The 24237-nt window shown below is 59.1% G+C and carries 26 protein-coding genes; 4 read left to right on the top strand and 22 right to left on the bottom strand.

Going from position 1 to position 24237, the window contains the following annotated elements; translation table 11 throughout:
- Nucleotides 1-28 precede the first annotated feature (28 nt).
- On the top strand, nt 29-964 hold the full coding sequence (locus tag IEY47_RS17930; protein WP_188985221.1) for a LysR family transcriptional regulator: 936 nt from the start codon (nt 29-31) through the stop codon (nt 962-964).
- Here IEY47_RS17930 and IEY47_RS17925 read toward each other — a convergent pair.
- The 4 genes from IEY47_RS17925 to mdaB form a co-directional block, all read right to left on the bottom strand.
- Nucleotides 951-1607: an ion channel gene (locus IEY47_RS17925; RefSeq protein ID WP_188985219.1), complete on the bottom strand. Its 657-nt coding sequence runs from the start codon at nt 1605-1607 to the stop codon at nt 951-953. The genes IEY47_RS17930 and IEY47_RS17925 overlap by 14 nt on opposite strands.
- Nucleotides 1608-1715: 108 nt before the next feature.
- The gene (locus tag IEY47_RS17920; RefSeq protein ID WP_188985217.1) at nt 1716-1976 is read right to left on the bottom strand and encodes a hypothetical protein; all 261 of its coding nucleotides are present in this window, start codon (nt 1974-1976) and stop codon (nt 1716-1718) included.
- 36 nt (nt 1977-2012) lie between these two features.
- Nucleotides 2013-2663 carry a GNAT family N-acetyltransferase gene (locus IEY47_RS17915; RefSeq protein ID WP_188985215.1) on the bottom strand — a complete coding sequence of 217 codons (651 nt, stop codon included), beginning with the start codon at nt 2661-2663 and terminating at the stop codon, nt 2013-2015.
- Nucleotides 2664-3051: 388 nt separating this feature from the next.
- On the bottom strand, nt 3052-3636 hold the full coding sequence (gene mdaB, locus IEY47_RS17910; RefSeq protein WP_188985213.1) for an NADPH:quinone oxidoreductase MdaB: 585 nt from the start codon (nt 3634-3636) through the stop codon (nt 3052-3054).
- 236 nt (nt 3637-3872) lie between these two features.
- Between mdaB and IEY47_RS20605 the strand changes: the two genes are divergently transcribed.
- Nucleotides 3873-4004, top strand: coding sequence for a hypothetical protein (locus tag IEY47_RS20605; RefSeq protein ID WP_268240489.1), 132 nt, complete (start codon nt 3873-3875; stop codon nt 4002-4004).
- 136 nt (nt 4005-4140) lie between these two features.
- Here the strand turns inward: IEY47_RS20605 and IEY47_RS17905 are convergent, their stop codons facing one another.
- The 3 genes from IEY47_RS17905 to IEY47_RS17895 all read right to left on the bottom strand — a co-directional run bounded on the left by IEY47_RS17905 (nt 4141) and on the right by IEY47_RS17895 (nt 7618).
- Nucleotides 4141-5232 carry an SMP-30/gluconolactonase/LRE family protein gene (locus IEY47_RS17905; RefSeq protein WP_188985211.1) on the bottom strand — a complete coding sequence of 364 codons (1092 nt, stop codon included), beginning with the start codon at nt 5230-5232 and terminating at the stop codon, nt 4141-4143.
- Between the two features lie 222 nt (nt 5233-5454).
- Nucleotides 5455-6756 (bottom strand): SLC13 family permease, encoded by a 1302-nt coding sequence (locus IEY47_RS17900; RefSeq protein WP_188985209.1) that lies wholly within the window; start codon nt 6754-6756, stop codon nt 5455-5457.
- 28 nt (nt 6757-6784) lie between these two features.
- The gene (locus IEY47_RS17895; protein ID WP_188985207.1) at nt 6785-7618 is read right to left on the bottom strand and encodes an amidohydrolase family protein; all 834 of its coding nucleotides are present in this window, start codon (nt 7616-7618) and stop codon (nt 6785-6787) included.
- A 209-nt stretch (nt 7619-7827) separates the two neighbouring features.
- Between IEY47_RS17895 and IEY47_RS17890 the strand changes: the two genes are divergently transcribed.
- Nucleotides 7828-8565 carry a GntR family transcriptional regulator gene (locus IEY47_RS17890; RefSeq protein ID WP_188985205.1) on the top strand — a complete coding sequence of 246 codons (738 nt, stop codon included), beginning with the start codon at nt 7828-7830 and terminating at the stop codon, nt 8563-8565.
- A 30-nt stretch (nt 8566-8595) separates the two neighbouring features.
- Here IEY47_RS17890 and IEY47_RS17885 read toward each other — a convergent pair whose 3' ends face one another.
- The 8 genes from IEY47_RS17885 to IEY47_RS17850 all read right to left on the bottom strand — a co-directional run bounded on the left by IEY47_RS17885 (nt 8596) and on the right by IEY47_RS17850 (nt 16963).
- The gene (locus IEY47_RS17885) at nt 8596-8832 is read right to left on the bottom strand and encodes a hypothetical protein (protein WP_188985203.1); all 237 of its coding nucleotides are present in this window, start codon (nt 8830-8832) and stop codon (nt 8596-8598) included.
- Between the two features lie 232 nt (nt 8833-9064).
- Nucleotides 9065-10231 (bottom strand): GGDEF domain-containing protein, encoded by a 1167-nt coding sequence (locus IEY47_RS17880; protein WP_188985201.1) that lies wholly within the window; start codon nt 10229-10231, stop codon nt 9065-9067.
- A 309-nt stretch (nt 10232-10540) separates the two neighbouring features.
- Complete coding sequence (locus tag IEY47_RS17875; protein ID WP_188985199.1) at nt 10541-11803, bottom strand: flavin-containing monooxygenase; 1263 nt, start codon at nt 11801-11803, stop codon at nt 10541-10543.
- Between the two features lie 343 nt (nt 11804-12146).
- Nucleotides 12147-13349: an acetylornithine deacetylase gene (argE, locus tag IEY47_RS17870; protein WP_188985197.1), complete on the bottom strand. Its 1203-nt coding sequence runs from the start codon at nt 13347-13349 to the stop codon at nt 12147-12149.
- Nucleotides 13346-14020 (bottom strand): DUF1028 domain-containing protein, encoded by a 675-nt coding sequence (locus tag IEY47_RS17865; RefSeq protein ID WP_188985195.1) that lies wholly within the window; start codon nt 14018-14020, stop codon nt 13346-13348. The genes argE and IEY47_RS17865 overlap by 4 nt, the downstream gene beginning before the upstream one ends.
- A gap of 145 nt (nt 14021-14165) precedes the next feature.
- Nucleotides 14166-14984 carry an ABC transporter permease gene (locus IEY47_RS17860; RefSeq protein WP_188985194.1) on the bottom strand — a complete coding sequence of 273 codons (819 nt, stop codon included), beginning with the start codon at nt 14982-14984 and terminating at the stop codon, nt 14166-14168.
- Between the two features lies 1 nt (nt 14985).
- Complete coding sequence (locus IEY47_RS17855) at nt 14986-15840, bottom strand: ABC transporter permease (protein ID WP_188985192.1); 855 nt, start codon at nt 15838-15840, stop codon at nt 14986-14988.
- A gap of 94 nt (nt 15841-15934) precedes the next feature.
- Nucleotides 15935-16963, bottom strand: coding sequence for a polyamine ABC transporter substrate-binding protein (locus IEY47_RS17850; protein WP_188985190.1), 1029 nt, complete (start codon nt 16961-16963; stop codon nt 15935-15937).
- Nucleotides 16964-17368: 405 nt separating this feature from the next.
- Here IEY47_RS17850 and IEY47_RS17845 point away from each other — a divergent pair, with 405 nt between their 5' ends.
- On the top strand, nt 17369-18343 hold the full coding sequence (locus tag IEY47_RS17845; RefSeq protein WP_188985188.1) for a LysR family transcriptional regulator: 975 nt from the start codon (nt 17369-17371) through the stop codon (nt 18341-18343).
- A gap of 369 nt (nt 18344-18712) precedes the next feature.
- Here IEY47_RS17845 and IEY47_RS17840 read toward each other — a convergent pair whose 3' ends face one another.
- From IEY47_RS17840 to IEY47_RS17810, 7 genes are all read right to left on the bottom strand, one after another.
- Nucleotides 18713-19645, bottom strand: coding sequence for a 2-hydroxyacid dehydrogenase (locus IEY47_RS17840; protein ID WP_188985186.1), 933 nt, complete (start codon nt 19643-19645; stop codon nt 18713-18715).
- A complete protein-coding gene (locus IEY47_RS17835; protein ID WP_188985184.1) occupies nt 19642-20088 on the bottom strand; it encodes a type II 3-dehydroquinate dehydratase in 447 nt (148 codons plus the stop codon). The genes IEY47_RS17840 and IEY47_RS17835 overlap by 4 nt, the downstream gene beginning before the upstream one ends.
- Nucleotides 20089-20104: 16 nt before the next feature.
- Nucleotides 20105-20719, bottom strand: coding sequence for a glutathione S-transferase (locus IEY47_RS17830; protein WP_188985182.1), 615 nt, complete (start codon nt 20717-20719; stop codon nt 20105-20107).
- A gap of 73 nt (nt 20720-20792) precedes the next feature.
- Nucleotides 20793-21797 (bottom strand): NAD(P)H-quinone oxidoreductase, encoded by a 1005-nt coding sequence (locus IEY47_RS17825; RefSeq protein WP_188985180.1) that lies wholly within the window; start codon nt 21795-21797, stop codon nt 20793-20795.
- Between the two features lie 96 nt (nt 21798-21893).
- The gene (locus IEY47_RS17820) at nt 21894-23054 is read right to left on the bottom strand and encodes an ABC transporter ATP-binding protein (protein WP_188985178.1); all 1161 of its coding nucleotides are present in this window, start codon (nt 23052-23054) and stop codon (nt 21894-21896) included.
- Between the two features lie 31 nt (nt 23055-23085).
- Nucleotides 23086-23511, bottom strand: coding sequence for a RidA family protein (locus tag IEY47_RS17815; RefSeq protein ID WP_188985176.1), 426 nt, complete (start codon nt 23509-23511; stop codon nt 23086-23088).
- Nucleotides 23512-23716: 205 nt separating this feature from the next.
- Nucleotides 23717-24184 carry an RNA methyltransferase gene (locus IEY47_RS17810; RefSeq protein WP_188985174.1) on the bottom strand — a complete coding sequence of 156 codons (468 nt, stop codon included), beginning with the start codon at nt 24182-24184 and terminating at the stop codon, nt 23717-23719.
- Nucleotides 24185-24237 lie beyond the last annotated feature (53 nt).

Here is a 24237-nt window from a genome sequence, read left to right as displayed (position 1 = left end):
CGCAAAACATTATTGCCGTGAGCGCAACATGGAACTGCTAGCACTACGTTTGTTCGACCACATCGCCGACACCGGGAGCTTCACGGCAGCAGCGACGCATTTTCGCCTCGCGGTCTCCACCGTGTCGCGGCAGATAGGAGCGCTGGAAGAGGAAATGGGCCAGCGGCTGTTGTTTCGACACACACGCGCCGTGACGCTGACCGAGGATGGTCGCCAGTTCCATGAGCAGGTGCGGGATATTCTCAACCGGCTCGATCAGGCGACTGAAGCGCTCACCAGCGTGGGAGCGTCGCCAGCAGGGATACTCAAAATTAACGGCCCCGTGGCGTTTGGGCGGCGCCACATCGTACCGCTGCTGAGCGAATTTCAGGCGGCTTACCCGGCATTGCGGGTGGAACTGACGCTATCGGATGCCTACGGTGATCCGGTGCAAGGCGGGACGGACGTGACCTTTCGCATTGGCAGCCTTTCGGATTCGAATCTCGTTGCACGCGAGTTGGCGCCGATGCGGTTTGTCGTGTGTGCGACACCCGCCTATCTGCAGCGCGCGGGCGTACCGTCGTCACCGGACGCGCTCAAGGACCACAACTGCCTCGTCTACCGCGGCGCTCGAGGGTTGCAGTACTGGTACTTTCGTGGAGCACAGGAGCGTGACTGGCATGAGCTGGCAGTGGCCGGTGATCTCTACTGCAATGACGCCGACGCGTTATTGGCCGTAGGCCTGCTTGACCGTGGCCTGATGTTGTTTCCTACGTGGCTTGTGCACGAAGAGCTGGCGGCCGGACGCCTATGTACGGTACTCGATAACTGGGAAGCGAGCATCGAGCCGACACGAACGGCCATTCACCTGGTCTTTCCCAGCAGCCGGTTGCGATCACCGAAGGTGTCGCTTTTCATCGACTACATTCGCGAGCGGGTGGGAAGCCAACCCTATTGGGATCAAGAGCGGCTCAACGCTGTCTAGCGGTGAGCGTGACTAGGCGGGTGACGACGAGCGCCACGTACATCACGCCTGCAAATTCCTCGAGCATCACGATCGAACGTGCGACCGGCTGTAATGGCATCACGTCACTTAGACCTACTCCCGAGAGAGTCGTAAAGCTCAGGAACAGCAGCTCCATCCAGCTGCGCGGCTGATCAGGGTTCAGCGCGGCAGTGAAGCTCTGCGGCACCATGATCTGGCAGGCGGCATAGGTGTGCGCGAATGCCCAAGCCAATAACGTGAAGGTTGCACCGACCGCGAACAGTTCGTCAGTCGTCGCGCGCATGTCTTCCATCATGTAGGCGATCAGGCTGGCCGCTGCGTAGAAGTAAAACAGCGAACTGAGCGCGTGAAGCATCAGGGTGATGGTCCGGCTTGGGTGCGTTTCGGCGGCAATGGTCAGGATCAAAATCAGCGCCGCATGGATAAAGGCCGCCCAGTGGATGGTTGGGCTTTGCCGCACCATGCGCAGCGCGGTTGCGAGCACCACGATACCGAAGGCGCCAACGATGGCGCGCCCGTGCTGGAGATGTTCAACAAAAGGGTAGAGGACGATGCCCAGTAACTGGATGAACAGCAGGTTTGCCGAAGGGTAGCGGATCAGGTAGGCAATGGGGCCGTTCATAGCGGTTCACTGGTAGCAAGGGGTTGCAGCGTAACCGCGACGGTAGCGAGAGGCTATCCCCAAGATGCGCCGCTTTCCGGCGGTCCAGCGTCTAGACGCAAAACCCGCTCACACCTCTATCGCACCGACCTGCATGTTCAACGCGAGGAATATCAACAAGCTGAACGCGACGAGTGCCAGATACCAGGCGGTATCGTCGTCCACGCGATGAAGCTCGCCATTCTTGCGCATGTAGATTCCACCCGTAATCGCGATGAGTATCGTCAGAGGCGCGCAGAGCGGTAACGTGCAAAGCACGAACCATAGCCGCCGGTATAACGGGACCTGTCCGTCGCGAGTCACCGCGAACGGATCCTTCGAAAAAACCATAACGCTCCCCTGCGTCATCAATCTAGGTAACAGCCGCTAAAGCTCTCGGCCAATGACTCGCCCTGGATGTCCGCGTTGCTCATCATCGTGGCGCTCATGCGTGTACGGCGTAGCCTCCACAGGACCTGACAAGATTCCCGTATTCGCCATCCACTGTTCGCGCGTGAGCTGCCAGACCTGCGTTTCAAGGCGGCCGGACACATATTCGCTGAATGTCGTTTCAACAATGTGCATGCCTTCACGCACCGACAAACGGCAAGAGCCACGGTTGGCGATCGCCTTGGGTACCTGCATGACGGGACGGCCAAGCGTTTCGAACCAGTACCGATTGATGCACTGGCAGGCCTCGCCCATCAAACCACGCTTCTGCCACTCCGGCGCTAACCACAGCCCGCGGTTATTACCAGGCGTATCGAACAGGCTGACGACGCCGATTAGACGGGCAGGCGCGGTGTGAAGGCGTAGTGACCAATGCCATTCCGTTCCGGCGTCGATGGCAGGAAGTACGCTGTCTGTCAGGTGCCGCAGCGCCCCGTCGGACGGGTAGGGCCAGGGAACGTGCGCGTTCAGGTATCGCACAATCTCCCAGCGTGGAAAGGTTTCCTGAAGCGCCTGGGCGTCTGCTAACTCCAGCGGTTTGAGCAGTAGCCGCGAGGTCGACAGTACGGGCACAGGGTGGACGAGCATTACGGGCTCCTGTCGTTTATAGGCCCCGGCATCCGAGCGTCATGGCGGGATCGGTACCGTAAGTGAGCGCGTGTTACGTGCGTTTCGCACCGCAGACTAACAGCTGTTGGCCATCATGGGGCGTGCGAGGGAGGATAGTTGAGCGGGCGGGTCAGCGCTGTGCGGGTGTGATGTGGGAACTTAAGAGTGCCCACGCTTACGCGGAGGCGGATAGGATCGCGCTTAGCGCCGCTGTCCGGTCCGCAACAACAGCTTGCCGCTGTGGGAGACGACGCTGTTCACCAATAGATTAAGTCGCAGCGCCAGCGGAAGAGGGAGATCGAGATGAATTTGTCAGCGCAAGCCGGCAGGTAACGGCGTTTGCTACCTGCCGGATGGATCAACATGTCTAGCGGCCGAATACAGTCTTGAGGTGTGCTTGGTAACGGGCGATATCCGCCTCGATGTTCGGCGCCTTGATTACATCGTTACACAGGAAAGTGGGAAGCGCTTCCATACCAAGGAACTGGTGTGCCTTGTGAAATGGAAAATAAACGGCATCGACACCTTCGCCTTCAAAGAAATCTTCGGGATCTTCGAAGGCGGAAACGGGGGCATTCCAGGTCAATGAAAGCATGTAGCGCTTGCCATGAATCAAGCCGCCACTGCCGTAACGGCGTGATGGATCAGATCGGGTCCGGCCGTCGTTTGCGTATAGACGGCCATGCCCTTCAGTGAAGACTTCGTCGACGTAGCGCTTGACGGTCCATGGTGCACCCATCCACCAACCTGGCATTTGATAGATGACGGCATCGGCCCACAGAAACTTTTCGACCTCTACGGCCGGTTCGTAGCCTGCATCGATATCCGTTGTCTGCACCTCGAACTGCTCACGATCGAAGAACGCAACGGCTTCGTCGTGCAGCGTATGGTTAAAGCGCCCTTGGGAATGGGCGAAGGTTTTCGCACCGTTCAGCAGTAGGATGTTTTGCATGACACCTCCAAATTTGATGACGCAATGCTAACGCCCTGTCATTCGTGCAAAAAGAAGACACTCGACAAAATATATTTGCATTGAAGGCAATTATGCGTACGACGCGTTCGGTAGCTGTTGGCTTTTGAACAGGGGAGTGGAACACTGCGCCCCTCGTGCCGACGACGATGTAGACGTTGGCTTCAGGCCAATTCCGCCCACTGCACGTGGGCTATCGCTCAGCAGGAACTAGCGTCGTGAGAAAGAAAAAAACCGTTGACCCCGTTCGCCAGGCGCAGAAGAACCAGGCGCACCGAATCGGTTGGGCCATCGCGGCCGCGGGTATCGCGGTAGGGTTCCTGTTGATCATGATCAAGCCGATCGGCTGAGCGTCTGCCCTTCAGGTAGGCTCCCATGTTCTGCCGTGGAGACGCCCAATGGTCCAGCATCACCGCGCGTTACCGCGGTGCTGAGTCCGAAAGGTGAATCCTCTACGCCAGAGCACTCATGGCGTAGAGGTCAGTTTCAATTCACGAAGATAGCGCCGCGAGGCGCTACGAAGATCGAGTAGAGCGAATGACTGCTAGCCATGAACAGGCGGTTGCCTTGCGGGCCACCGAAGCACAGGTTCGCGCAGCGCTCCGGTAGGTGAATATGCCCGATCGCCTTGCCTTGGGTATTGAAGATCCGTACGCCATCCAGCTCTTCAGGCTTTGCCTCGGGCGAGCCCGAGCTGCCCCATCCGCACCACAGATTCCCGAACTCATCGCACTTGATACCGTCCAGCCCACCGAATCCGGTCGCTTCGATGTGTTGCTTGCGTTCGCCAAGCGTGCCGTCGTCGTTTACGCCGTAGGCCCATACGAGACGATTGGGTTTGGCGCGGCCCTCGACGACGTGCAGCGTCTTCTCGTCTGGCGAAAAGCACAATCCATTTGGACCTGCGATGTTATCGATGACGCGTGAAACCTTTAGGGTTTCTCCGTCGATACGGTAGACGCCGTGGGGCAGTTCGGTCTGGATCTTGTAGCCTTCATAGTGCCCGCCGGCTTGGAAGGGGGGATCGGTAAACCACACCGAGCCATCGCGCTTCACCACGACATCGTTGGGCGAATTGAAGCGCTTGCCCTCGAAATTATCCGCCAAAACGGTAATCCGCCCATCATGCTCGGTTCGGGTGATGCGCCTGCCCATTCCCTGAGTCGTCGAGCCTTCGCACGCGATGAGGCGGCCTTGCCAATCCCGCGCCAGGCCATTCGAAAAGTTGGAGTGTTCTCGGTACACACCCATCGTTTGGCTGATCTCGTCCCAGCGAACGATCCGGTTGTTCGGAATATCGCTGAGCAATAGATAGTTGCCGTCACCAAACCATACCGGGCCTTCGGCCCAACGCAGACCGCTCGCGATCTTCTCGACGCTGGCGTTGAACAGGCGCAGCTCGAGAAAGCTGTCATCGAGAATCTCTACGGACGGATCAGGGTAGCGGGTATTGATGGGTTCGACGGCGCGGGCCAACGAAGGAAGAAGAGAGCTCGCAGCGATCGCGGTGGAATACACCATCGACTGCTTCAGGAAGCGGCGGCGGGATGCGGACTGGGTGTGCTGTTCATCGTGCATTGCGTTTCCTCTTGTTGTTTTTATTCATATAGCGGGAAACGAACGCTACAAGATGTACGACGACTTGAAAAGTGTGTGTGCGCGGGAATAGGTCGAAGACGCGCTTTTCAAGGAGTGGGGGTTATTAAGATCACGCGGTTGTCTGATGACGGCATCGGATTTGGAGAGGGGAACAATCACCGTAAAAAGGGTTCCCGTTGGCCGGGAACCCTTTTTGTGGCGTTACAGCACGAACGTCAGGAGCAGGTTGAATATCAAGGCGGCGACGAAGCCGATCGGCGCGGCCTTGAACAGCAATTGCGGGAACAACGTCGAGCGGCTTTGCTCCGAGGTGCAGGAACCGAGGATCAAGCTACCGCCAGACGAGAACGGCGAAATCGAAGTGGCTTGGGCACCGGCGACGATCGCGATGAACAGGATCATCGGGTCCAGGCCGAGCGACGTCGAGATCGGCAATACCATCGGGAAGAGCGCGGGAGTCACGACACCCAGTGTGCTGGAGAACAGCGACATGAATGCCGCCACGATGCCGAACACGACCGGTACCAGTACAGGCGGAATGCTGCTGCCGATCCAAGACGCGAGGATGTCGATGGTGCCGGCCTTGATGGCGACCGAAATCAACATGCCAACGCCGCAAATCATGATCAACGTGCCCCAAGGAACTGACGCCATGGCCTTGCGCTCATCGCCCAGTTTAAGCAGCAGGGCGATGACGGAGAAAATGCTCGCGATCAGGCCGATATCCATCTTCGAATTGATGAACGTGATCGTAGCGTTGTCTGGCAGCGCAATGTGCGCCACCGGTGCGGCAAGTACGATCGCCATCATTGTCAGCGTCAACCAAAGCGTCGTCTTTTGTTGGCTGTTCAGCGATTCCGGACGCGTTGCAGCGAACGCTGAGGCCTTCAGCGCTTTGCCATGACCGGCGAGAAAGACGAAGGCGGCAATCACGATGAGAGGAATGACCAACGTACTGACGAAGATACCGAACGCGTTGATGAACGCATCGTTATCCGAGACACCGGCATTGGTCATCAGCCCACGGAAAATGATGCCGCTCTGACTAGAGACGAAGTTCGCTCCGCTCAGTGCGCCGTAGTTCACTGCCATACCGCCGACGATCAGGCTCATGCCGGTACGTTGGCAAAGGAGCAGGGTGATGGGTGCCATGAATGCCAGCACGGTGTAGTAGCCGGCACCCATCGCCGAAATAACCGTCGCGGCGAAAAAGACGGCGAACGGCAACAGCTGTGGCACGGTCCGGCAGTGGTAGATCAGGTGCTCGGCCAGCTTTTCAAGCGTGCCGTTGACGGTGGCGAAGCTATAGAACAGGCAGACGGAAAAGATCACGAAGAAGATCTTTAGCGGCCACATGTTGATGATTTCGGAGGGGCTCAAACCCATGCCGAAGCAACCGATGAGGTAGGCGAAAGCGATCGCGAAAAGACCAATGTTGATCTTGGTCTTGTAGCCGAGGGCAACGGCCGCGACGATTGCCGCGACGACGAGCATGCTCATCATGATGAAAGTGTCCTGTTGTTGTTCTTGATTAGCGGGATGGCAGGAAGCCAAAGAGCTTCGATGGGTTGTCCAGCAGCACCTGCGCGCGTTCGTCTGCGTCTGGCAGCAACGCTTCAATGAAGGCGAATTGATCGGCGTAGCCTGTCTGGTCTTCGAATTGGGTGTGCGGCCAATCACTGCCCCACAGGAAATGACTAAGGTCGCCGGCCGCTTCACGCACCTGTTCCAATAGCGTTTGGGCTTTTGTGAAATCGGAACCGCTGCGGTAGGCCGCTGACAGTTTCAGCCACACTTTGGGCTCAGCCAGCAGGTGCAGGAAGGTCTGGTGGTTGGGCTTGCTGGTGTCGATCCCCTCCGCGGGTAGACCGAAGTGATCGATCACGACATCGACACCGCATGCCAGGATGGCCGGCACGATCAACGCGAGGTCATCGATACCGCGCTGAATCTCCACCTGCCATTTGCGCTCGGCCAGTCGCTTGAACAGCGAGGTCCATTCCGGCCCGGCGTAGTCCTGCAGGTTCTTGCCGATCAGGTTCAGCCGAATGCCGACCACGCCAGCGTCTCCCAGGCGATCCAGTTGGGCATCGGTGATGCTGGCATCTACGACCGCGACGCCCCGTAAACGCTGCGGATAACGGCGCAGCGCATCGAGCATGAAGCTGTTGTCGGTGCCGAGAAAGCTAGGTTGGATGAGCACACCATGGGCAAGCCCGTGTCGGTCTAGATGCGCCAGATAGGCATCCACCAAGGCGTCGTAATCCGGGCTGTAGCGACGATTCGCGACCATGGGCAGATCTTGGCGAAAAACGTGCGCGTGCGTATCGATCCCACTGAGAGGGGACGGGCGAGTGCTGGTCATGAAGATAACCTAGGTCGATTGTTGTCGTGGTCAGCAGGCGAATCATTAAATTCGCATCGAGGATCGGCGAAGATCCTTGCCCCACATTTTTATACAGACATGCAGTCATATATATGAATGAATGACGATATATTTGGCGCGATGTATCTGTCAATTGTCACGCCGGTGATAAAGTGGCTCGCTGCCGCCGCAATTGGATGAACGAACACATGAACAACCCTGCGCTCGGATTCGACGAACGCCTGCCGCTTTACCAACGATTGCGTGAAGAACTGTTGGCGAGGATTGCCGCCGGTGAGTGGCGGCCAGGCGAACCCATTCCGACTGAAGCCGAGCTCACGAAGCGTTATGGCGTTGCGATTGGGACCGTTCGCAAAGCCGTGGATACGCTGGTCAACGAAGGGTTGCTACTACGCAGCCAGGGTCGAGGGACCTTCGTACGACGCCCAAATTTCGAGGCGTCCCTGGCGCGGTTTTTCCGCCAAGTGAATGCGGCGGGCGGTAGTCAGATTCCCGAGAGCCGAATTCTCGTGAAAACGCTACAGGAACCCTCGCCGAACGTGGCGGCTGCCCTCGGTCTCGATCGGGGTGAAAACGTCATCTACATGGAGCGGTTGCGGATTATCGAGAAACGCACGTTTTTCCATGAGGACATCTGGCTTCCGGCGGCGAGGTTTGAAGCCCTGATGGACATTTCATCCGAGACGTTCGACGACTTGCTCTACCCCTTCTACGAAAAGCGCTGCGGTCAATGCATCGCGTCGGCCAGGGAGACGTTGACGGTCGGTGAGGCGAGCGCTGACGTTGCCGCGGCCCTCGCCATCAAGGAAGGCGCACCGATTGTGGTTATCGAGCGTACGGCGCTCGGTTATGACCGCCGTCCCCTGGAATACCGTTTCTCCCGTGCCGCTGCGGATACCTTCCGCTATCAGATCGAAATCTCCTGAGTGGCGCAGGCGTGTCTGCGTTGACGGCTGTCAGCGCTTGCCCATCGACCGCCGTGTTCCCCGCGGGGCCGGACCAGGGCGCTTGTCGTGGTTCGACTTATTCCCCTTCTGATGCCATGGCTGGTCATCTTTCTTGCCTGGTGCATAGGCATCGGGTGAGAACGGGAAGGTAAAGGCGGGAATCGCGCGTTCGACAGCGGGGCTCGTGTCTTCTGATTCATTCGCCATGGGCGTATTTTCCGGCGTTGCGTTGGGTTTGACGGTCATGGCGAACTACTCGCAGGTATCAAGGCGGCGCGAGTATACCCGGCTGCTACCGGTATTCTGCATATACCCGCCGAGAGGTTGGCTTTGTACGAAAAGTGCCTGCGCTCGGTAATGCTGCGTTGAAATTGCTCTCAGAATGCTCATTTACTACACGTAAACTGCGCTTCTTCGAGCAATTTCGCCTTGCCTGACCTTCGCTCGACTACTTTTCATACAGAGCCTGGATATCTTTTCAGGCAGCGCCCATGGATATCACGTTATCCGCGAGGCGGATGCTATTTCGGCCCCCTCGCTTGGATTCATAAAGCGCTATGTCACCGCGTTCAATCAGCGCCGCCAGGTCGGCGGGGGGCTGTTCGAACACGCTCGCGCCGATACTAAGGGTAACTGCTTCGGGGGTGGCGACTTGCAGCGCAACGACACTTTGGAATTCGGTGCGCAACGCGTCGCCTAACTGCAAGATGTCCTCGCTCGATGCGTTGCTCAGCAAAATGATGAACTCATCACCCCCTAAACGCGCGGCCAAAGCGCCCTCGGGTAGGATCGAAAGGATGGTCTCTCCTAGCGTCACCAGTACTTTGTCGCCCGCCGCGTGGCCATGGAGGTCGTTGACCTGCTTGAAGTTATCGATATCGATCAACAACAGTGCCCCCGGGCTCGCCGGGGAGATGCCACTCAGCAGGTGCGGCGCTCGTGATTCCAATGCGCGCCGGTTGTATAGCGAGGTTAAAGGATCGCGAGAGGCCAATCGTTCGATACGTTTCTCGCGGCGGTAACGCACCGTACCCGTCATGGACAGGGCAATCAGCATCAAGGCCATGACACCCTCGACCAAAGAAATCTGAATGATCTCGCCACGAAAGGCCGCAAGGTCGATCAGCGTGCCGGGCACCAGCGCGGGAATGGTCTTGCACAGGTAGAAGATGCCATGCCCCAGCAGCACGACGCGCAGCTGTGCGGCCCCTTCACCCAGGGACTTGGCCTTGGGCCGTAAGAGCAAACTGGCACCGATCGCCAACGCCCCGACCAAGACTGAATTGACGACTAAAAAGGTTTTCGACCAGGCCTGATCGCCCGGCAATAGCAATAGCGCTGCCCAGATGGCGAAAACCGAATACCAAACCTTGCGAATCGGCGTTTCGGTAAAGCGCGCCACGCCGTGCATGAACATCCAATGCGCCGTGACGAGAAGGCCATTGGCGAACCAGATACCAATTAGCAACAGCCCGCTTCCACGCAAGAGCGCCAGTGTCGAACCGACGGAGACCAGCGCAAAGCCTGCGCTCCAAAACAGCAAGCACGGTTCGCGGACGACGCGCCATTCGACCGCCAGATAAAGCGCGGCCGCGGCCGCCAAGGCGATGGTGATCGTCAGCATGGTGAGGGGATCGAATGCCATATACCGATGAATCCGGGCGATTACGGTAAGGGAAGAGGCGGGAACTGGAAGCGCGCCTAACGTTAACGTCGTTTTATCGGCGCCAATTGTATGTCCTTGAACAAATATCGCGTAGGCAAATGTCAGTTGTTCGGCTGAAAGGTAGGGAGCGACTTGGCGCTTTTAAAAAGCATCGCGGGCATAGCCCGCTCCCACAGCGATTATCTCCTCTGTGGGAGCGGGCGGGGCGGCCATCCGCCATGCCCGCGAGACGGAATTTGACTTGAACGTGTTTCTGCTAGGCGGACTGCCGATCAGGCCTATGTGCGGTTAGGCGTCGGACGAGGCTTTAGCGTATGCCCGGTAATCGTTCTGCTGAGCGATATGGTCCGCAATGTATTTTGCGTCGTGCCAGACGCCATAGATGAACGATGACGCTCGGTTGACCAAGTTGGGCAGACCGACGAAGTAGATTCCACTCTCAGCCGAGATCCCACGCTTATGGAACGGAAGACCATTCTCATGAAATGCATCGACGTTCAACCAGCTGAAGTCGAATTGGAAGCCGGTCGCCCAAAGGACCGTGGTAACACCCGCCGCTTCGGTGTCGAGCGTCAGGATTGGATTTTTGAGGCAATCCGGGTCTGGCAGCAGCGTCCAGGCATCCGGTTCGGGAGGGAATGGAAGGCCATTGCGCTCTATGTAGGCATCCGCGTCACGCAGTACATCGAAGTAGGCCTGATCGCCCTGCGCGACGTTTTCCGCCAAACCCGCTTGGAACGTTAGAACGCCGTCATTCCAAGACTGGGTTAAACCAACCAGCGTGATACCCATATGGGCTAGACGTCGGAAATCGACAGTCTTGCCACCTTCGTAACCGCTGACGGCGAAGGCGACGTGCTCCTTCTTGGGCTTGATCTTGACCTCATCCCACAAACCCAACGCGCCCAGCCACCAGCAGTAGTCCCGACCACGGTAAGCACGCGGTGGACGATAATGCTCTCCCACGGATAGATAGACCTTTTTGCCGGCTTTGCACAACTCTTCGGCAATCTGCGAGCCAGACGCGCCCGCGCCCACCACTAAAACAGCGCCATCTGGCAATTGCCCGGGGTTTTTGTAGGCAGACGAGTGCAATTGATGAATCGGGCTACTTTCGGGAACGATTCTCGGATAAGCGGGACGCTGGAAGGGCCCGGTCGCCGCGACTACATTTTCCGCTTCGATCACGCCGTCCGAAGTGGTGACCTTGAAACCTGGACGCCCCACATGGCGCTCCACGTGCTTGACTTCGACCCCTGTGCGAACAGGTGCGCCCAGCATCTTCACGTATTCCTCGAAGTACTCGGCCATGCGCTCCTTTGGCGGAAACGCTTCTTGCGAGATACCCTCGAATTTCAGTGTCGGAAAGCGATCGTGCCAAGCCGGTCCGTTGGCCACCAGTGAATCCCAACGCTCCGAACGCCAGCGCTCAGCGATCCGACTGCGTTCCAGTACGACATGCGGAACGCCCATGAGAGAAAGGTGCTCACTCATCGCAATTCCGGCCTGACCGGCACCGACAACCAGGGTGTTGATTTTTTCCACTGACATTTGGGTTTCCTAAGGGCAGCCGACTCGAAGAGAGATTCGTCGACGCCCGAGCGTCGACCACACGATGGAGGAGGCTAGGCATGACGCCGTATTGCTCCTCAACAGTGGGAAGTCTGATCAAGCCTCGGCTATCTGAAAATCACGCTTTTTGAACGCAGAGATTCGGAAAAAACAAAGCGCTTCCCGTCGTCGTTCAAGGCCGATCTGACCACCTGTTTTCGGGGCATGAAGAAAGAGAGCCGTTTAGAAGTGCGGGCGCGGACGAACGCGCCCGCTCCAGTTGCTGGAGTAAGCGCGTATGGATGTACGTCGATCGGCTGAAGGTGCTGCCGTCGAGGGCGGATCAGGCGCTCGCGGGGCGTTCGCTCTGGCTGTTCCCTGATGGAACAGGCGACTCTCTACGAAGGAGCTCTGTCAGACGGCCGAGCATGGCATCGCAGGCGTGAAGCTGAGCGATACTGATGAACTCGTCTGGTTTGTGGCCTTGATCCATGCTGCCGGGGCCACAGACCACAGTCGAGATTCCAATCGCATCGAACAAACCGCCTTCGGTGCCGAACGCCACTGTGGTGAAGGCGTCGGACCCGCAGATCCGGGCGATCAGTTCGGCAGCCTGACTTCCGCTGTCGGTCGCAAGTCCCGGGTAGGCCGATAATTCCGAAAACCGAATGTCACTGCTCGCATCGACTTCGCGCATTTTCGGCAGCACGTGCTGCTGGGCGTAGCGCATCAGTTGCGCCGCAACCTCTGCCGGATCTTGTGCCGGAAGCGCCCTGATCTCGAAGTCGAAACGGCAGTCGGCGGGGACGATATTCAAAGCCTTTCCACCGCTGATCACGCCGGTCTGCACCGTGGTGAAGGGCGGGTCGAAACGTGCGTCGCACAGGTGCGCTGCACGTAGCGTCGTACCGATACGCTTGAGTTCGCCAATCAAATCCGCGGCGTACTCGATGGCATTGACGCCCAGAGGCGCATAAGCCGAATGGCAAGCCGCGCCCTGAACGTCGCAGCGCATACCCAATTTGCCCTTATGCCCCAACACCGGTTGCAGTTGGGTGGGCTCGCCGATGATGCAGAGCAATGGTTTGTGCAGGCGCTGCTCGAGTACCGCAAGAAGGCCGCGAACGCCCAGGCAACCGACTTCTTCATCATAGGAAAGCGCAATGTGCACCGGCACTTGTAGCGGCTCTGCCAGCAGGCCCGGCACCGCCGCCAGCACGCAGGCGATGTAGCCCTTCATGTCTGCGGTTCCACGCCCATATAGCTTGCCGTCAGCCTCGCTCAGCACGAACGGCGGGAAGGACCATGCTTGCCCGTCCACCGGTACGACATCGGTGTGCCCGGACAGCACGATACCCGGCCGGTCCGTAGGGCCGATCGTGGCGAAAAGATTGGCTTTGGTGCGCTCGTCGTTGTAGACCAGTTCGGACGGCACCTGCAGATTCTCCAGGTAGTCACGGACGAATTCGATCAGTTGCAGATTGGATTCCCGGCTGGTGGTATCGAACCCAATCAACGCGGCTAGGAGCGCTTTGCTGTCCATCATTCGTCTCCAGGCACGCCATAGCTGGGCGCCTTCGTCGGATCCAGCGCGCGCGTAATGTAATCCTGCATCTGCGGTCGGTAGTCCGCCCAGAGTCGAGCCAGCTGGTCGATAGGACGTTCGTCAGCCCAATCCACCCGCAGGTTCACGATAGGCCATGCCTGCTCCCCAACGACCACCAAGGCCGCAGAATGCACGGGGCCGGCTTCCCCACCTGCAGCTATCGCGGCTTGCATGGCCGCGATCAGGCGGTCGGCCAATTGCCCACTGCTGGTTTCGAAGCCCTGCACCAGCGCAGCGATTACGGATTGATCCGAAAGCATGTTGCCGGCACCGACACATTGCTCACCCGACAACGCGTGATGGCAGCCCAGGGTCGCACTACCACTGAAATGGGCCGTCCGGCCCAGGTGATCAATCGCGGTTAATTGCCGGTATTGCGAATAGTTGTCTTCCTTTAGCGCAAGGTCCAGCGCTTCGGCAGGCGCCAAACCCTGCGCCAACCGATCCAGAACGCTGTTACCCAACGCCGGAAGGGTCACGTTCTGTGTCGACACTGCGCCAACGCCCGGTCGTAACCAGGGGCACCGGGCACCCACGGCGATGCTGGACGAACTGATGGCGATGCCCATTTGCCCGGTTTCGGCACAACGGCCGACGATGGAAAACGTCATATCTAGGATCCTTTATCGTCTGAGGCGTCGTTTTCCTCGTCAGTGGCCAGAGAGAAAGACAACGGCAGTGATCGTTTTTGGTGCTTATGGAAGAGCAGTGGGCAATCGCGGTGCGCAATCGTGGTGCAAATCGCCGCGAGAACGGTCAGCGTCCCCCTTCGACATTGAGGATGCGACCCAGGCCCAGGAACCGATTGGCGAGCGTCAGCAGGATCGCGGTCGTGGCGATGTACATGACGGAAAGTGCGGCAAGCGTCGGGTCGGCGAACTCGCGCACGTAGTTGTACATGGCGACGGGGAGCGTCTGTGTGGCTTGGGTCGTCACGAACAACGAGGCCGTGAATTCGTTGAAGGACAGGATGGCCGCGAACAACCAGCCGCCGAACAAGCCGGGAATCATCAACGGAATGGTGATGGTCCACACGACGCGCAACGGCGACGCACCAAGACTTGCGGCGGCGAGTTCGATGCGCTGTTCCAGGTTGTGCAGTGATACGTACAGGCTGCGCAGGACGAATGGAAGCACCAGCAGGATGTGACAGAAGATCACCAATGGGTAACCGCGGCTCAGATCCAGTTGTGCGACCAGCATCAATAAACCCAATCCGATGGTGAAGTGCGGAATGAAAAGGGGCGACAGCAGCACGCCTTCGAGCAAACGCTTGAAGCGGAATTCATAACGCTGAATGGCGATTGCCAGGGTGGTGCCGATCACGACCGCCAAGGTCGATGCCCAGGCCGTAACGATCAACCCGGCATAGAACCCGTTACTGAAGTCGTCGTAATTCAAGGCGCGTTCGAACCAGCGTAGCGACCAACCCTTGGGCGGGAAGAAGAGTACCGACGTACTACTGAACGACGAGATGATCACGACCACCGTCGGTAACAGCACGAACAGCAGAATGAGTGCTACAGCGAGCCGGCCGGCATAGCCAAGCCATTTGTCACGATTGGATCGAGTCATATCAATGGGCTCCGGCGCCTTGAAGGGAGCGTGTCATGCGCTTGAGCGCTGCGAGGAGTAACAGGGTCAGTACCAGCCCAGCAACGCTCAGGGCGGCGGCAAAGGGGAAGTTCAGCGACGAAAACCCGAGTTGGTAAACCAAGGTAGCAACGGTGCTGACGCGGCCGCCGCCGATCAGTTGCGGTGTGGCGAATGCGCTGAACGTCCAGGCAAATGCGGTAGTGAGGCTCGCGACGATCCCAGGCAGCGAGAGGGGCAGCGTCACGGTGGTGAATGCGCGAATGGGGCCGGCGCCGAGGCTGGTAGCGGCTTTTTCGTACGCGGGGTCGATGTGCGAGAGGCCGGTCGCAAGCATGAGCACCATGATCGGCATGGTGACGTGTACCAACGCTAGCACGACGCCCGTCTGGGTGAACATCAACTGCAAAGGCTTATCGATCAGACCGATCGCAAGTAGGACGCTATTCAGAAAACCGCTATTGCCCAGGACGATGATCCACGAATACGTCCGTACGACCTCGCCGAGAAACAGCGGCGTGATCGCAATGATGAGAATGCTCGACTTGAGCCAGCCCGATCTGGTCCGGACCAATGCATAGGCGAGGGGATAGCTCAGCAGCAGGCCGAACAACGCGGTCTTGAAGCTCAGCGCCACGGTGTTCAAGAACGCCTGCGCATAGAGGGTTTTGAACAGATCCTGAAAGTTGTCGAGGGTGAAACCACCCACATCCAACGAGCCGGGAACATAGGCGCGCACGCTGTACTGCAAGACCGTCAGCATCGCGATCGCGAGCCCCAGTGCCGTGAGCACCGAGGGCAGCACGAACCACGGGACAAACCTGGGATTTCGAGTCATGGGTGTTTCCGTTTAAAGCGGTCGGAAAGGCTTGATGCGGAGGCAGCGCGTTTACGAAAGCGGGCACGAAGCAACCTTCGCGCCCGCGCTTCGCTTAGTGCGCCATGATGTTTTCCGAGAACCACTTACGCCATTCGGCGGTTTTCTCGGCGCGCAGCTTGGGGTCGGTATCCAGGGTCGCGTCCCACTGTTCGGCGGTGGTGAGCATGCCTGGCAGTTTGGCGATCTCCGGGTCGACGGTCGCGTTAGTCACTACTGGGCTGCCGCGATTGATCTCGGCGATCTTGGCTTGCACCTCGGGCGACAGCGCGATGTTCATGAAGGTATAGGCAAGGTCGACATGCTTGCTGCCTTTGTTGATACCCATCGCATCCACCCCAAGCACCGCGCCTTCCTTAGGCATGGCGAGCTTAATATCCACGCCTTCTTCCATCATGTGGTAGGCGTTCATGGAGAGAATCACCTGCACACGCGTTTCGCCGGTAGCGATAAGCTGTTGGCTGTTCGCATCGTTGGTGTAGTACGACTTGATGCTCGGAATCAGCGCTTTCAGCTTGTCCTGACCTTTTTCCCAATGCTCGGCGTCAGCGCCCGCCAGCTTGGCGGAGACGGCGATGATGTGGCTTGGGTCCCAGTCCGGCAGGGCCAGCGTGCCTTTCAGTTCAGGCTTCCACAAATCGTTCCAGCTCTCGAACGTTTCCCCTTCCGGCACGAGGTCCGCACGATAGCCGATGGTGTAGACGTAGCCCCATACACCGATATGGCTCGGGCTCAATTCGGCCTGGTGAACCAGGTTCGCCGCGTTCGGAATCTTCTTCATGTCCAGCGTTTCGAAGAGGCCGTCGTTCGTGTACATCCAGCCGACGTGGGAGGTCGTGAACGTGAGGTCAGTTTCCGCTGTGCCTGCGAGTTTGGCTTTGTTCAACCGGTCGATCGTTCCGCCGGTGACGTATTCGACTTCGACGCCCGTCTGCTTGGTGAACTCCTTTCCAATGGCTTCGTCGATCAGGTCCCGGAAGCTTCCACCCCACGTGCTGACAACCAACTTGTCAGCGGCCTGAGCACTTGCAGCGGCCAGTAGGCTGGCGCTCAACAGGGTCAACGCAATGGTTTTACGCAGCATTTTTCTGTTCCTAATGGTGGATCGAAGTGGGCTATGGGGGGCTGTCATCGACCGCCACATCCGCAGCGCGCTTAGGGGCGAGCGAACGTCGTCTTGACGTGAATCAATAATGGGGCGCTGTGGGCGATGCGGTAAAACAGGCTTTGCCGTGCTTCTGCGTAGGAATTTCTGATGCAGCGGTCCGCGGCGTTCGCGGGAGGCATTGAAGGCGGCGTACCGGGGTACGTCGAATGAGCGGGGCGCTCTTTGGCAAAGCCTAACCATGGCTATGGCAAACGCTCATTTAAGGAGTAGAGGGAAAGGTCGATCCTCGCCCCTGGCACTGGGCACGTTCCGTGCATTGCCCTATCGACATCGCCCCCTTGGAGCCCTCGGCTCCTGACCTTTATCGCTGGAGACCCCCATATGCTCAGTCGAATCACACAACGGCAGCTGGAGTACTTTGTCGCCTCGGGTGAAGCGGGGAGCCTTCTTGGCGCATCCGAGCGTCTGCACGTGTCTTCACCTTCGATATCGGCGGCAATTACGCATATCGAGTCCGAGCTGGGCGTGCAGTTGTTCGTCCGCCACCACGCCCAAGGCGTATCGCTGACCGCCATTGGCCGCCAGGTGCTAACAGAGGCGAAACTGATCCTCGAACAGGTGAGCAACCTCTATACCATTGCGTCGGAGTCTCTCAATACCGTCCGCGGGCCATTGCGAGTTGGTTGCTTGGGCTCACTGGCGCCAATGATCACGCCGGATTTGGTGTTCGGGTTCGGACGGGCGTTCCCGGGCGTGCGCATCAGCCAGTTCGAAGGCGACCACGAGCAATTGCTGAGCAAGTTGCGCAGCGCGGACATCGACATCGCGCTGACCTATGACCTGGCGACGAGTGACGACATCGAATTCCAACCGCTGGCGCAGCTACCGCCGTATGTGATGGTCGGCGAGCACCACCCGTTCGCAAACCTGCCCGCGGTGACGGTCAATGATCTCGAGACGCATCCGATGGTGCTGCTGGATATGCCCTGGAGCCGCGAATATTTCCTCAGCTTGTTCATGCCTGCCGGTGTCACGCCGAACATCGTCATGCGGTCGAGCAACCTGGAAGTGGTGCGGGCCATGGTCGGTAATGGCGTTGGTTACTCGATTGCCAACGTCCGCCCCAAGGCTAATCTTTCCCAAGACGGCAAGCGCCTGATTCGGGTTCGGCTGGCGGGCGAGCATCGACCGATGCGCTTGGGTTACGCGGTCGCGAGAAACACACAACTGTCGCGGGTCGTAGGGGCGTTCGCCGAACGGTGCCGAATGTTCGTGTCCGACCAGTACATCCCCGGCATGGCGGCACCGAGCTTTTTCGATCCGCATTCGGTGCCGATGCTCAAAGGGGTAAGTTAGCGATTTCGACGAGGGCCGATGCGCCCGTTCAGGCTGTTGGGTTAGCCCGCAGTCGTTGAGCGTTTGATCCGTAACACCGGTTTCGAATTGTCCATCGCTACGCGGCTAAAGCCGCCCCTACAGCGTTCCTCATGTGCCACCCAATCACCACAAACAGCCTCTCCTGTAGGGGCGGCTTCAGCCGCGTGCGGTGTACAACGTAACCCCGTAGCACCCGGGTTTCACCCGGTCTACGAGTGCTACGAGTACGCCATTCCGGTATTGCGATAACTGTGGGAGCGGGCCATGCCCGCGATTGTCGTCGGGCGGGTGCCAACCCGCGTGCGATGTTCCGCATACCCCTCCAGCACCTGGGGTCCACCGGATTGATCAATATCCGCGGGCAGGATCGACTCTATGCAACACAGCCTCGCCGCGCGTCAGGCGTTGGATGTTGTCGGCGATCTGTGCGGCAGCGGAGGCAGGAATGGCGACGGACGCCAGGTGCGGGGTGATGAGCACGTTATCCAGTCCCCACAGCGGATCCTCCGGGGGCAACGGCTCGCGATCGAAGACATCCAGCGTTGCTTCGGCGATCCGGCCGCTGGCCAGTGCCGCGGTCAACGCGTGCTGATCGACGACCGCGCCGCGCGATACGTTGATGAACGATGCGCCATTTGGTAATAGCCCTAGCCGTCGCGCATCCAGCAGGCCACGGGTCTGCGGGGTCAATGGCAGCATCACCACCAGGATGTCGCTGCTGGCGATAAAGCTGTCCAACTGTTCCATGCCGTTGACGCACTTCACGCCATCCAGCGATTTAGGCGAACGCGACCAGCCACGAACGTCCAGGCCCTGCCGAGCCAACTCCAGCGCGGCGTAAGTACCCAACTCTCCCAGTCCAAGCACCCCGACCCGTATGCTTTCTGGCAGGCGCGGATGCAGGTAATGCCAACGTCGCTCGCGTTGGGCGCGCTCGAGCGCCGGGATATCACGCGCATAGCGCAACACCGCGAACAGCACGTAGCTTGCCATCATCCGCCCCATGTCAGGGTCGGATACACGCGTGATGGGAATGTCAGGCAAATCATCGCGGCCAACGAGTGAATCCACCCCCGCGCCGAGGTTCACCAGCAGCTCAAGGCTGCGATAACGGGCGAAGAAACCTTGCGGTGGTTTCCAGGCTAATGCGTAGCGCACGTCGTCCGGATCGACGACATCCTGCTCCTGACAGATATGGACACCCGGCAGTAAAGGGGCCAGCAAATCGCGCCACTCATCGAAACTATCGAATTGGCTGTAGAACACCAGAATCGGAGTCATGCCGGCTGCTCCAGCAACTCCGCCACAGCGTCGAGCGCCAAGCGATAGCCCAATGCACCGAGGCCCGCGATAACACCGGTGGCGGCTTTGGAGACGTAGGAATGGTGGCGGAAGCTTTCGCGCTTCCAGATGTTGCTCATGTGCGCTTCGATGATCGGTCCGTCGAACGCCATCAAGGCATCGAGAATCGGCACCGAGCTATAGGTCAGCCCCGCGGCATTGATGATGATCGCGCTGGCATTCAGCCGGGCTTCCTGAATCCAGTCCACCAGCACACCTTCGTGATTGCTCTGGCGAAATTCGAGGTTCAGACCCAGTGCCGCTGCATGCGTTTGGCAGCGCTGCTCGATGCTGGCAAAGCTCTCGCTGCCGTAGGTGCCACTTTTGTCCAGGCCGTAAAGGTTGGCATTGGGGCCGTTCAGGAAATAGACAGTATGGGGCATGGTGGGCTCCGAACACTCAGGCGAAAGGGCGGGTGGTGAGCATGGCGGGGTGCTGATCGAACGTATCGAACCAGGCACCTGCGGCGGGATAACGCGCGCGCCACGAGAGATCGGGAAAGCGGAAATCCAGATAACCGAGGCCGCAACCTAACGTGATCAGGCCGATATCGTCCGGCGTCCGGCTGAACCCGGCGGCCTGCTTTTCAATCTCGGCCAACGCGGCGTCAACTTTGCTCAACTGCGCGCTGATCCACACGTCCCACTGCTTGTCCGCCGGGCGGGCCGTGGTTTCGTAACGCGCTAGCAAGGCCGCGTCGAGTAATCCGTCCCCAAGGGCTTGGCGCGTGAGGCTGGTCCATCGCGCCTGTCCTGAAGACGGAAAAAGGGCACCGCCGGCATAGGCGTTCAGGTACTCGCAGATGACGCGGCTGTCGTACAACGTCAGACCATCGGCTGTCTGTAGCGCGGGTACCTTCGCCAGTGGATTGAATCCGGCGATACGCTCGTCACGGTTGACAGGGTGAGCGGCGGAATCGAGTTTTTCGATCTGTTCGGTCAAACCCAACGCGTGGGCGGTCGCCATCACCTTGCGTACGTAGGGTGAGGTCGACGCGAAATATAGTCTGAACATGAAGGTCGCTCCTGGGCGTGTCGCGGTGGCGGGGCGGTCAATGGCGCCTAAACAGGTAAGTTTTTAACGCTTCCTAGGGCTCACTGATGCTGAGCAGCACTTTCCCGACATTGGCATTGGCTTCCAGCAAGCGATGGGCTTCTGCTGCTTCATGCAGGAGAAGCCGTGCGTACACGATCGGACGGACCTTGCCCGCAGCGATCCAGGGAAGGAGCCCCTCGCGAACGGCGAGCGCGAGCCGTGCTTTCTCTTCTTGGCTTTTGGGTCGCAAGGTCGATGACGTGAGGTGCAAGCCCTTGCGCATCACCAATTGCAGGTCCAGCTCGACGGTTGCCCCTTGCATGAAGGACAAGCTGACGTGACGCCCGCCGGCCGCCATCGCTGCCAGATTTCGGGCGAAGTATGGGCCGCCGACGTTATCGAGTACCACGTCGACACCGCGACCTTCGGTGCAGTCGGCGATGACCTGAACGAAGTCGTCACTGTGCCGATCTACCGCACGCCAGACACCGAGCTTCTGCAACGCCGAGACCTTTTCCTCGCCACCTGCTGTGGCAATGACCTTGGCTCCCGCCGCGTGCGCACACCCGATGGCGAAGGTGCCGACGCCACTTGCTGCGCCGTGAATCAGCACCGTGTCGCCGGCTTGGAGGCGACCCAATTCGAACAGGTTATGCCATACCGTGAACGCTGCTTCGGGTACGCCAGCGGCGTCCTCTAGGGACAACCCCGTGGGAATGGGCAGGCAAAGCGCGGCACTGGCTAGGCAGTATTCGGCATAACCTCCGCCATTGAGCAACGCCATGACCCGGTCACCAATACCGATTCCGTCGACCTGCTCACCAACAGCGACGACCACGCCCGCAGCTTCCAGACCGAGTACATCGGTGGCACCGGTTGGCACTGGCATGCCACTACGTTGCATCAGGTCCGGGCGATTGATACCTGCGGCGACTACACGGATCAGGACTTCACCCGCTTGTGGCCGGGGCACGGGGCGCTGGATTCGTACCAATACGTCGGGACCACCCGCTTCGCGGGCGATGACGGCATTCATTGTTTCAGGAAGGGCGCTCATGACGGTGGTAGCTCCACGTCGAGGGATAGCGGCGCACTGGCGTCGGTTAGGTGCCGGACGCCAGTACGAATAGGGGCGTGCAAGAAACAGCGGTGTTCAATGGCGCGCTTCGACCGGTGTTGGAAAGGCACAGACGCCCTCGTCGTCGAAATTAAGTCCGGCGACGGCGCCGATGGGCCAGCGCGTCAACGCCTCGAGACCCGACTGACGTACGAACACGCGGGTTTGTCCGAGGGAGGGCACGTCCAGATGGATGTCGACGTGATCACCCTGAAAAACATGATTGACCACCGTGGCACTGAGCGCGGAATTCGGTCCTAACGGGACCAGGCGGATATTCTCTGGGCGTACGTACACGTCCAGGCGCGCGCCTACGTCGGCATGCACCCGACTGGCCGGCAGGCGTAGCGTGCAGTCACCCAACTCGATCATCGCCTGATCATCCCGGCTCAGGTAGCGGCCAGGAACGACGTTGGCGTCACCGACGAAGCTCGCAACGAACGGATCTTCTGGGCTCCGATAGATCGCATCGGGCGTGCCGATTTGCCGGATGTGGCCGGCCGACATGACGACGACGCGGTCGCTCATGCTCAGCGCTTCGCTTTGGTCATGCGTGACGAAGACGGTGGTCACGCCAAGTTTGCGCTGGATTTCCTTGAGCTCGATCTGCATCGACAAGCGCAGGTTTTTGTCCAGGGCGGAAAAGGGCTCGTCCAGCAGCAACACTTTCGGCCGGATCACAAGGGCGCGGGCGAGGGCGACGCGCTGCTGCTGGCCGCCGGAGAGTTCGCGCGGCTTGCGCTCGCCATAACCTTGCAGTTTCACCAGTGCCAACGCCTGATCGACGCGTTCTTCAATCTCGGCCTTGGCCACCCCACGCATGCGCAGGCCGTAACCGACGTTTTTCGCGACCGTCATATGCGGGAACAATGCGTAGTTCTGAAATACGATGCCGATCTCGCGTTGGTAGGGCGGCGTTTCCGTTACCAACTGGCCATCAATGAAGATCTCGCCCGTGTCGGCGTCGGCAAAACCGGCCATGAGGTTGAGCAGGGTGGTCTTGCCACACCCGGACGGTCCCAGAAGCGTGACGAACTCACCCTCTTGGATCTTCAACGACACCTTTTGCAGCGCAATCGAGTCGCCGAAGCGCTTGAGCACGCCGTCGAGCTGGACGGCTGTGTTGATGCGCGGCTTATCCGCCGCAGCGCTAGGCTGTACGGCAGGCGTAGACGGCTTGATCTGTGCAATCGCCATGAGGGCTCCGATAAAAAGTTAGGCCGGCGTTTCAGCGTGCGGACACGTCATCTGGAATGACGGCGATGACATCGATTTCCATGAGCCACTGGGGTTGGCCGAGGGCCGATACCACCAAGCCAGTCGAAATCGGAAACACGCCTTTGAGCCATTTGCCCACTTCCTGGTACACCGGCTCGCGATAGCGCGGATCGATGATGTAGGTGGTGGTCTTGACGATGTGGGAAAGGTCGGAGCCTGCTTCTTCCAGCAGTTGCTTGACGTTCTTCATCGCCTGTTCGGCCTGCGCTCGTGGATCACCCAGCCCGACGAGATTGCCGGAGAAGTCCGTACCGACCTGACCGCGCACGTAGACCGTATTGCCAGCGCGTACCGCCTGGCAGAGATCGTTGTCCAGCGATTGGTTGGGATAGGTCTCTTTGGTGTTGAACATGCGAATGCGGGTATGGGTGGGCATGCTTGGCAACTCGTGAATATTGGAATGAACCAAGCTTCACATTGCCCGCCGTCATGGCGAAACCAACATTTGCGTAGGGTAGTGCTTAGGAAAAGCTGAAGCCTGCTTGCCATGGGCTTTCTATAGGAGGGAGCGGGAGCCTAACGTGTGACGATGGGGCTTTCAGGCAAAGCGTGTGCGTCGCGCAAGACGCACCTCGTATCGATCAAAACAAAGGACCAGACCGCGTATTGTTGCCTTTCGCCAATCGGTCGTAGAGCACCACATTGACCGTCGCGGCTAAGTTCATGCAGCCATTGGTGGGGATGTAGACGACGTCCTCGCACCAGTCGCGGATTTCCTGGCTGAGCGAGCCGTCTTCGGCGCCGAAGATATAGAGGGCCCGATCAGGATGCGTGTACTCCGGCAACGCCCGTGCGCCTTCCACCAGCTCGACGGCAACCGGAACGCAGCCCAGTGGAAGAATCTTGCGCAAGTCGTCGATGTTGATCAGTGGAATGTCCTGATGCACCTTTTTCGTATCGGTGACGAAGTCCTTGGCGCGGTCGTAACGCGTACCGGTGTAGAACACGGAACTGACGCCGTAGCAGCCGGCGGCACGCATGATCGAGCCGACATTGGAGGGGGACTTCGGGTTGCTCAGGCCGATGCAGGCGTATCGCTTACTGCTCAAGGGGATCTACTCGCCGGAAAAAGCGGGCAGTATACGGTGTCCCCGCAGGGGCC

Origin of the sequence: Pseudomonas matsuisoli (assembly GCF_014647635.1) — a bacterium.
Lineage (GTDB): Bacteria > Pseudomonadota > Gammaproteobacteria > Pseudomonadales > Pseudomonadaceae > Pseudomonas_P > Pseudomonas_P matsuisoli.
The sequence above is the reverse complement of the archived record's forward strand: the minus strand, read 5'-3'. Positions and strand labels throughout refer to the sequence as shown.

Bases quoted from the DNA above. Each gene is read 5' to 3' on its own strand.
- IEY47_RS17845 (WP_188985188.1), top strand. From the start codon at position 17,369: ATGCTCAGTCGAATCACACAACGGCAGCTGGAGTACTTTGTCGCCTCG.
- IEY47_RS17835 (WP_188985184.1), bottom strand. From the start codon at position 20,088: ATGCCCCATACTGTCTATTTCCTGAACGGCCCCAATGCCAACCTTTAC.
- IEY47_RS17825 (WP_188985180.1), bottom strand. From the start codon at position 21,797: ATGAGCGCCCTTCCTGAAACAATGAATGCCGTCATCGCCCGCGAAGCG.
- IEY47_RS17855 (WP_188985192.1), bottom strand. From the start codon at position 15,840: ATGACTCGAAATCCCAGGTTTGTCCCGTGGTTCGTGCTGCCCTCGGTG.
- mdaB (WP_188985213.1), bottom strand. From the start codon at position 3,636: ATGCAAAACATCCTACTGCTGAACGGTGCGAAAACCTTCGCCCATTCC.
- IEY47_RS17885 (WP_188985203.1), bottom strand. From the start codon at position 8,832: ATGACCGTCAAACCCAACGCAACGCCGGAAAATACGCCCATGGCGAAT.
- IEY47_RS17890 (WP_188985205.1), top strand. From the start codon at position 7,828: ATGAACAACCCTGCGCTCGGATTCGACGAACGCCTGCCGCTTTACCAA.
- IEY47_RS17905 (WP_188985211.1), bottom strand. From the start codon at position 5,232: ATGCACGATGAACAGCACACCCAGTCCGCATCCCGCCGCCGCTTCCTG.
- IEY47_RS17820 (WP_188985178.1), bottom strand. From the start codon at position 23,054: ATGGCGATTGCACAGATCAAGCCGTCTACGCCTGCCGTACAGCCTAGC.
- IEY47_RS17830 (WP_188985182.1), bottom strand. From the start codon at position 20,719: ATGTTCAGACTATATTTCGCGTCGACCTCACCCTACGTACGCAAGGTG.
- IEY47_RS17815 (WP_188985176.1), bottom strand. From the start codon at position 23,511: ATGCCCACCCATACCCGCATTCGCATGTTCAACACCAAAGAGACCTAT.
- IEY47_RS17925 (WP_188985219.1), bottom strand. From the start codon at position 1,607: ATGAACGGCCCCATTGCCTACCTGATCCGCTACCCTTCGGCAAACCTG.
- IEY47_RS17915 (WP_188985215.1), bottom strand. From the start codon at position 2,663: ATGCTCGTCCACCCTGTGCCCGTACTGTCGACCTCGCGGCTACTGCTC.
- IEY47_RS17895 (WP_188985207.1), bottom strand. From the start codon at position 7,618: ATGACCAGCACTCGCCCGTCCCCTCTCAGTGGGATCGATACGCACGCG.
- IEY47_RS17840 (WP_188985186.1), bottom strand. From the start codon at position 19,645: ATGACTCCGATTCTGGTGTTCTACAGCCAATTCGATAGTTTCGATGAG.
- IEY47_RS17920 (WP_188985217.1), bottom strand. From the start codon at position 1,976: ATGGTTTTTTCGAAGGATCCGTTCGCGGTGACTCGCGACGGACAGGTC.
- argE (WP_188985197.1), bottom strand. From the start codon at position 13,349: ATGATGGACAGCAAAGCGCTCCTAGCCGCGTTGATTGGGTTCGATACC.
- IEY47_RS17930 (WP_188985221.1), top strand. From the start codon at position 29: ATGGAACTGCTAGCACTACGTTTGTTCGACCACATCGCCGACACCGGG.
- IEY47_RS17865 (WP_188985195.1), bottom strand. From the start codon at position 14,020: ATGACGTTTTCCATCGTCGGCCGTTGTGCCGAAACCGGGCAAATGGGC.
- IEY47_RS17880 (WP_188985201.1), bottom strand. From the start codon at position 10,231: ATGGCATTCGATCCCCTCACCATGCTGACGATCACCATCGCCTTGGCG.
- IEY47_RS17900 (WP_188985209.1), bottom strand. From the start codon at position 6,756: ATGATGAGCATGCTCGTCGTCGCGGCAATCGTCGCGGCCGTTGCCCTC.
- IEY47_RS17875 (WP_188985199.1), bottom strand. From the start codon at position 11,803: ATGTCAGTGGAAAAAATCAACACCCTGGTTGTCGGTGCCGGTCAGGCC.
- IEY47_RS17860 (WP_188985194.1), bottom strand. From the start codon at position 14,984: ATGACTCGATCCAATCGTGACAAATGGCTTGGCTATGCCGGCCGGCTC.
- IEY47_RS17850 (WP_188985190.1), bottom strand. From the start codon at position 16,963: ATGCTGCGTAAAACCATTGCGTTGACCCTGTTGAGCGCCAGCCTACTG.